The organism is Pseudomonas citronellolis (assembly GCF_029335315.1).
GTDB lineage: Bacteria > Pseudomonadota > Gammaproteobacteria > Pseudomonadales > Pseudomonadaceae > Pseudomonas > Pseudomonas citronellolis_A.
The window spans coordinates 1-6,360 of record NZ_JARJLT010000281.1 but is presented as its reverse complement, the minus strand read 5'-3'; the positions used below and the strand labels follow the sequence as shown (position 1 = coordinate 6,360).

At 72.7% G+C, this 6,360-nt stretch carries 6 protein-coding genes; all 6 read right to left on the bottom strand.

All coding sequences use genetic code 11. From position 1 onward, the window contains the following. Nucleotides 1-68: 68 nt before the first annotated feature. Entirely contained in the window at nucleotides 69-254 is a 186-nt protein-coding gene (locus P3W75_RS21205; RefSeq protein ID WP_276229278.1) for a hypothetical protein, read from the bottom strand. Nucleotides 255-405: 151 nt separating this feature from the next. Next, the gene (locus P3W75_RS21200) at nucleotides 406-1,524 is read right to left on the bottom strand and encodes a chlorophyllase/cutinase-like alpha/beta fold protein (protein WP_430765398.1); all 1,119 of its coding nucleotides are present in this window, start codon (nucleotides 1,522-1,524) and stop codon (nucleotides 406-408) included. 42 nt (nucleotides 1,525-1,566) lie between these two features. Beyond that, a complete protein-coding gene (locus tag P3W75_RS21195) occupies nucleotides 1,567-3,204 on the bottom strand; it encodes a BatD family protein (RefSeq protein WP_276229277.1) in 1,638 nt (545 codons plus the stop codon). Beyond that, the gene (locus P3W75_RS21190; protein WP_276229276.1) at nucleotides 3,201-4,946 is read right to left on the bottom strand and encodes a VWA domain-containing protein; all 1,746 of its coding nucleotides are present in this window, start codon (nucleotides 4,944-4,946) and stop codon (nucleotides 3,201-3,203) included. The genes P3W75_RS21195 and P3W75_RS21190 overlap by 4 nt, the downstream gene beginning before the upstream one ends. Beyond that, a complete protein-coding gene (locus tag P3W75_RS21185; RefSeq protein WP_276229275.1) occupies nucleotides 4,943-5,953 on the bottom strand; it encodes a vWA domain-containing protein in 1,011 nt (336 codons plus the stop codon). The genes P3W75_RS21190 and P3W75_RS21185 overlap by 4 nt, the downstream gene beginning before the upstream one ends. Continuing rightward, a partial coding sequence (locus P3W75_RS21180; protein ID WP_276229274.1) for a DUF4381 domain-containing protein occupies nucleotides 5,946-6,360 on the bottom strand: 415 nt, incomplete at its 5' end. The genes P3W75_RS21180 and P3W75_RS21185, both read right to left, overlap by 8 nt.

Below are 6,360 nucleotides of genomic sequence, written 5' to 3'. Positions count from 1 at the left end.
GATCACTTCGTGGCGCCCAGGTCATGGATCTGCTGCGCCTGGCCGACTATCCCGGCTGAGGCGCAGGCTCAGCCGCGTACGCTGCGCCGCGCGGGCTCGTCGATGCGGATCGGCTCGCCGGGCGAGCGCAGGGTGAGTACGCCGATCGCGGTCAGCAGCAGGGTCGCGGCCAGGCCGATGGCACCCAGGGCGACGTAGAGCAGCAGCTCCGCCAGGGAGCCGATGATGAGCAGAAGATCCAGGGTGGCCTGCATGGGGGTTCCTCCTCGGTCGGCCTCGTCTTCAGCTGGCCGGGAGTGCACGCTCGGGCCGCCTCGCGGTGCCGTCTTCGCGGCACCGTGGGGGCTATGCTCGCGGCTGCGCGGGGGGAAGGGAATTGAATCCGCCTGCTGGTGACTATCGACGCTATCGATGCGCGGCGGCGACGGGCGCCAGCAGTTGCAGCTCGCGCACCGGCGTGCCATCGCTCCACAGCCCCATGGACAGCTGGGCGCGGCCGCCGCCCAGGGCGTAGTCGCGGTTGCGGCCGAGGAAGGCGGCGTCGCACAGGGCGTCGAACAGCTTCCAGGGCCCGTACCAGTCGAGGGCGTCGGTATCCAGGGCGTTGTGCTGCAGCGCGTGGCCCTCGGCCTGGCGCCGGCGCTGGCGTTCCTGCACGCGTTGCAGCAACCAGCTGCCGCTGTCCGACGGTGGATAGCGCGGGTCGAAGCGCGGCGCGGTGGGCGCCGCATGGTTGGCCAGCAGCGGCGGGCTGCCGTGGCGGTCGCTGCGCAGCAGCAGGAGGTTCTTGTCGGCGGCGGCGACCTGGCTGCTTTCCTCGAAGATGCGCCGGGCGTCGTCGCAACCGACGCGCTCGTCCTCGTCGCCGCACAGCGTCAGCAGCAGCGTTCCGGCGGGAATGCCGGCCAGCGGCTCCAGCGGCACCTGGCGCCAGCGCGGGCCCTGGCTGCGCCCCGGTTCCACCGCCAGCAAGGCGCGCGGCGCCGGCAGCCCCAGGCGTCGATAACCGGCAGCGAGGCCACTGGCGATCAGGCCGCCGGCGGAATGGCCGACATAGGCCAGGTGTTCGAGGTCGGCGGTTACGCCGTAGCGCCCGGCCTGCAACGCCTCGATGGCCTGGCGCACGGCGCCGGCGGCGTTGGGCAGGAAGTCGGCGGCGGGGGTCTTCAGGCTGTCCTGGTAGCGCGGGTAGATGACGATGGCGCCGCGCCGCACGATGTGCTCGATCCAGGCGCGGTAGAGGTCCGGCTGCATCACGCTCCAGCCGTGGACGAACACCACCAGCGGCGCCGCCTGCGGAACCGGCGCGGCGGGGGTGAATACCCAGTATTCGTTGCCCTGGCTGCCGCCGTGCCACTGGCGCAGGTCGGCGTGGGCCAGGCGCGAGCCGCCGGGGCCGTCCAGCGGTTGCGCGGGCGGCGTCGGTGGCATGGCCTGGGCGGCGTCGGCCAACAGCAGGCCGGCGCCGGCCAGCAGCAGGGCGCCGAAGGCGAGGCCGACGAAGCCACGCGGACGTGCAGCCATGGGGTGTCCTCTGCAGGCGGGGATTGCTTCAGCCTAGCCGGCTCAGCGCGGGTACAGCGGCGGCAGGCTGCCGCCCTCGGCGCTGGCGCCCGGCGCGGCCTCGGCGGTGGGCAGCGCGCGGATGGCGCGCCAGAGGTCGTCGCCCTGCCAGTTGCTGCCGCCCTCGCTGTCGCTGTAGAGCGCGCCGTTGAGGCCGTCCATGGCGTCGGACAGCGGCACGAAGCGCGCCGCCATGTCGGCCAGGGTTTCCGGTTGCTGGCGCGCCCAGGCGTCGAGAGCCTGGCGCGTGGCATGGGAGTCGTTGGCCAGGCAACAGCGCTTCAGTTCATCGAGCAGTGTGCGCGCATTGGGCGCGTTGGCCGCCGCGCGGATGATCGCCGGCTGGCGCCGCGCGTGCCACCAGAGGCCGAAGCCGAGGAGGGTGGTCAGGGCCAGCAGCAGAGTTGCCAGCTGCCAGGGCCAGAGCCGCGCCGCGCCCTCGACCGGCGCGCCATCCAGCGCCGCCGGGCGCTCCTGGGCGTCCAGCTGCGGGTTGGCGGCGACGCTCAGGGTGCGGCCGGGCAGGCTGGTGCGTTCCAGGCGGTCTTCCTGGGTGTTCCACCAGGTGACCTCGATGTCCGGCAGGGTCAGTTGCCCAGCCTGGTCGGGCACCAGCGCCTCGCGTTCCTCGCGGCTGCCGATCACCCCCTGGTCGCCTTGCTGTTCGGCCAGCTGCGGCTGGTCGGGGTAGTGGCGCAGGCCGGCCGGCAGGGATTGCGGCAGCGGCGGCAGCTGCGCGCTGGAAAGGCCCTCGACGCGCAGCATCAGGTTGCGCGTCAGCGATTCGCCAGCCTTGGCCTGGTCCGGCTGCGGCGTCCAGCTTTCGCTCAGGCTCAGCGCGCGGGCCGGCAGCCACGGCAGGTCGGCGGGGTAGTCGGCGGGCTTGGGCTTCACCTGCAGGGGAATTTCCGGCGAGGTCACCCGCAGGCGCTTGCCGGGGCGCGCGCCGAAGCTGTCGCCGGGGTTGGCCCGCGCCACCTGGGTGGCGGTGAAGCTCTGCGCCGGGATGCTCAGCTCGCCGCTGTGCTGCGGGAAGATCGCGTAGCGCACCTCGATCACGCCGTGGCGCACGCCGTTGATCTCTTTCTCGTAGGTGCGCGCCTGGCCCAGCTGCTCGACCTTGGCGTCGTCGATCTGCAACGGGCTGAGGCTGCTGTCGTCGTACAGCGATACCGAGTGGTAGATGCGCAGGGTGAGGATGGCCTGGGCCTGGACGTAGACCTCTTCCTGGTCGAGGCTGGCGTCGATGAACACCGGGGCGAGCTTCTGCACGGCGGCCGCGTCCTCGGCCTTGAGCACATGCAGTTCGATCGGCTGGGTGGTGCCGCCGCCCAGGTGCAGCGCCGGAACCTGCACGGTGCCGCTGTGCCGCGGGCGCAGGGTGACGATCCAGCGGGTGGTGGCCTGGGCCTGGCCGTTGAGCGTGGTCAGGCGGTTGACCTGGCGCGTGGCGAGGACCTCGAAGGCCTCGTCGAGCGGCGCCAGGTCCGGCTTGCCGAACTGCGTGGGGTCGTCCGACTCCAGGGTCAGGTCGACGCTCTCGCCCTCGGCGAGGCTGGCGCGGTCGACGCTGGCGGTGAGACTGGCCTCGGCCTGGAGAGCGGCGAGACTGAGCAGGAGCAGGCAGATCAGCCGTTTCATGGATGGTTTTCCTGGCGCTGCTGCTGTTGATACCAGAATTTGCGTCGCAGCAGTTCGGAGGGTTCGTCGGGAATCTGCCGCAGCCACTGTTCCAGGGCCTGGCGGTTCTCGTCGTTGAGTTGTCCTTCGTCCGCCGGCGGCGGCGAGAGTTCCGTCGGATCGGTGGACGGCGCCTGGTCGTCGGGCGCCGCTTCGAGTTTGTCGGCCGCCGCCTGTTGCAGGTTCTGGATCGCCGCCGAGGGCCGCGCGGGGCGCACTTCCAGCGCCTGGTCGGGGTCGGGCTTGGCCGCCGAGGGCTGCGCCTGCTCGGTCTCGCCGTTGCGCGTGGCTTCGCTGTCGGGGTGCTGCTGGGCGGACTGTTCTTCGGCGCGCTGGCGCAGCAACTCTTCCAGCAGCGCCTTGTTGCGCTGCGCCTGGGCCAGGTCCGGTTGCAGTTCCAGGGCCTGGTCGTAGGCGTCGATGGCCGCTTCGTACTGCTCGGCGCGGGCCAGGGCATTGCCACGGTTGTAATGGTCGCTGGCGCCGCCGCCTTCGGCGAAGGCCTGGGCCGCGCCGGCATAGTCGCCGGCTTCGTAGAGGGCCAGGCCGCGCCAGCGGAAGTCCTCGAAGCGCCGCGCGGCGTCCGCCGGGCGTTGCTCGGCGAGCAGGCGCTGGCCCTGCTGGTCGGGGCGCAGCCAGAGGTCGGCGAACTCGAAGGCCTGGGCCGGGCGCGGCGCAACGAGCAGCGTCGAGAACAGCAGCGGCAGGCAGAACAGCCAGCCGCGGCGCCCGGCGCAGGCGGCCAGCAGGAGCAGCGGCAGGAGCAGCCAGTAGCCCTGGTCGGCCCAGCGTTGCAGGCGCAGCACGGCGTCGTTGCCGGCCGCCTCCAGGCCGCGGTTGGCGTCCAGCAGGCCGAGGGCCTTGAGGTCGTGGTTGCCGGCGAGCATGCGCTGGTAAGCGGCGTCCAGGCTGGCGGCGAACTGGCGCAGGGCGGCTTCGTCGAGGCGTGGCAGGAGGATGCTGCCCTGCTCGTCCTTCAGGTAGGTGCCGTCCTCCTGCAGGATGGGCGCGCCGCTGGCGGTGCCCACGGCGAGAATGGCGAAATCCTTGCCGTGGCCGTGCAGGGCGCTGCGGATACCTTGCTGTTCGCCGGCGTCCAGGCCGCCGCTGAGCAACAGGATGCGCCCGTTGCCTTGGGCGCCCTGGTCGAGCAGTTGGCGCGCCGCGTGCACCGCCAGGTCGGCGCGCTGGCCGGGCTCGGGCATGATCGACGGCTTGAGGGCGTCGAGCAGGTTGCGCGCGGTGGTCAGGTCGTTGGACAGCGGCACCAGCACGTGGGCGCTGCCGGCGTAGACGACGATGGCGGTCTGCGCGTCGGCGCGCGCCCGCAGCAGGTCGAGGAGCTTGCGCCGGGCCTGCTCCAGGCGCGTCGGCGAGAGGTCGCCGGCGAGCATCCGCGGGGTCAGTTCGAGCACCACCACCAGCGGGTCGCTGCGCTGCATCGCCGGTTGCTCGATGCGCTGCCAGCTGGGGCCGAGCAGGGCCAGCACGCCGAGCAGCCAGGCCAGGCCCAGGTACAGCCACGGGCGGCGGTCGGCGCGGCCGCTGCCGCCCTTGAGCAGCCAGGGGTGGAAGGCCGCCGGCAGCAGCAACTGCCAACGCCCGGCGCGGCGCTGGCGGTGCAGCAGCTTCCACAGCAGCCAGGCCAGCAGCGGCAACAGCAGCAGCCACCAGGGGCGCAACAGGTGCGGCCAGAGGTTCATCGGCGCCTCCTCGGCCAGCGCCAGTCTTCCGGCGGCCACAGTTCGCGAGCCACCAGCAGCGCGCTGAACAGCAGCGCCGCGGCCAGCGGCCAGTGGTACAGCGCCAGTGCCGGGCGCGCGCGGGTGGGTTTCTGGGTCACCGGTTCGAGGTTGTCCAGGGTCGCCGAGATGTCCGCCAGTTCGGCGCCGTTGCGCGCGCGGAAGTATTCGCCGCCGGTGCTGGCGGCGATGTCGCGCAGGGTCGCCTCGTCCAGGTCCAGGCCGGGGTTCAGGCCGAGCATGCCGAGCACCCCGCCGGGTTGCGGGTCGGCGCCGATGCCGATGGTGTAGATCTTGACCTTTTCCTCGGCGGCCAGGCGCGCGGCGGTCAGCGGCGGCACTTCCCCGGCGGTGTTGGCGCCGTCGGTGATCAGCACCAGCACGCGGCTTTCCGCCGGCCGCTGGCGCAGGCGCTTGACCGCCAGGCCGATGGCGTCGCCGAGGGCGGTGTCCTTGCCGGCGATACCGATCAGCGCCTCGTCCAGCCAGGTACGCACGGTGTGCCGGTCGAAGGTCAGCGGCGCCTGCAGGTAGGCCTTGCTGCCGAACAGGATCAGACCGACGCGGTCGCCACGGCGCTGCTCGATGAAGTCACCGAACAGCCGCTTCACCAGGTTCAGGCGGCTGATCTCGCCATCCTGCCACTGCAGGTCGGCGGTATCCATGGAGCCGGAGACGTCCACCGCCAGCAGCAGGTCGCGGCCGGTGGCGGGAATCGGCAGCGGCTCGCCGACCCACTGCGGGCGCGCCGCCGCCAGCAGCAACAGCAGCCAGAGCAGCGCGAAGGGCGCCTGCAGGCGCCAGGCCGGCAGGCGCGAGCGGGCGCGGCGGCCGGCCAGGCCTTCGAGCTCGGCGAGGAAGGTCACCTTCAGCGCCGCCTCGCCGCTGTCGGCCGGCGGCAGCACGGCGCGCAGCAGCCAGGGCAGCGGGGCGATCATGAACAGCCACGGCCAGGCGAATTCAAACATGCTTGCGCACCCAGGTTTCCACGGCGGCGGCGAGGCCTTCGATGGCCTTGTCGTCGAGCTTGCATTCGGCGCGGTAGCCGCCTTCCACCAGGATCATGTAGCGCGTCAGGCCGGCGGCCGGGCAGCGGTTGTCGAGGAACGCCAGCCAGGCGCGGCCGCTCAGGGTGTGGCAGTTGTCGTCCGGCCAGCGCGCCCGCGACAGGCGCTTGAGCAGCGCGTTCAGCGCCTGCAGCCAGGGCCCGGCGGGAGCGCCGTGGTAGGGGCGGGGCAGGCGCGCCAGTTCCTCCAGAGCGGCCACGCGGATAGGTTCGAGCGGCGCCTCGGCCGGCGCTTCCACGCGCGGGCGCGGCAGCAGGCGATGGCGCCAGCGCCACAGTGCCCAGGCCAGCGGCGGCAGCACCGCGAGC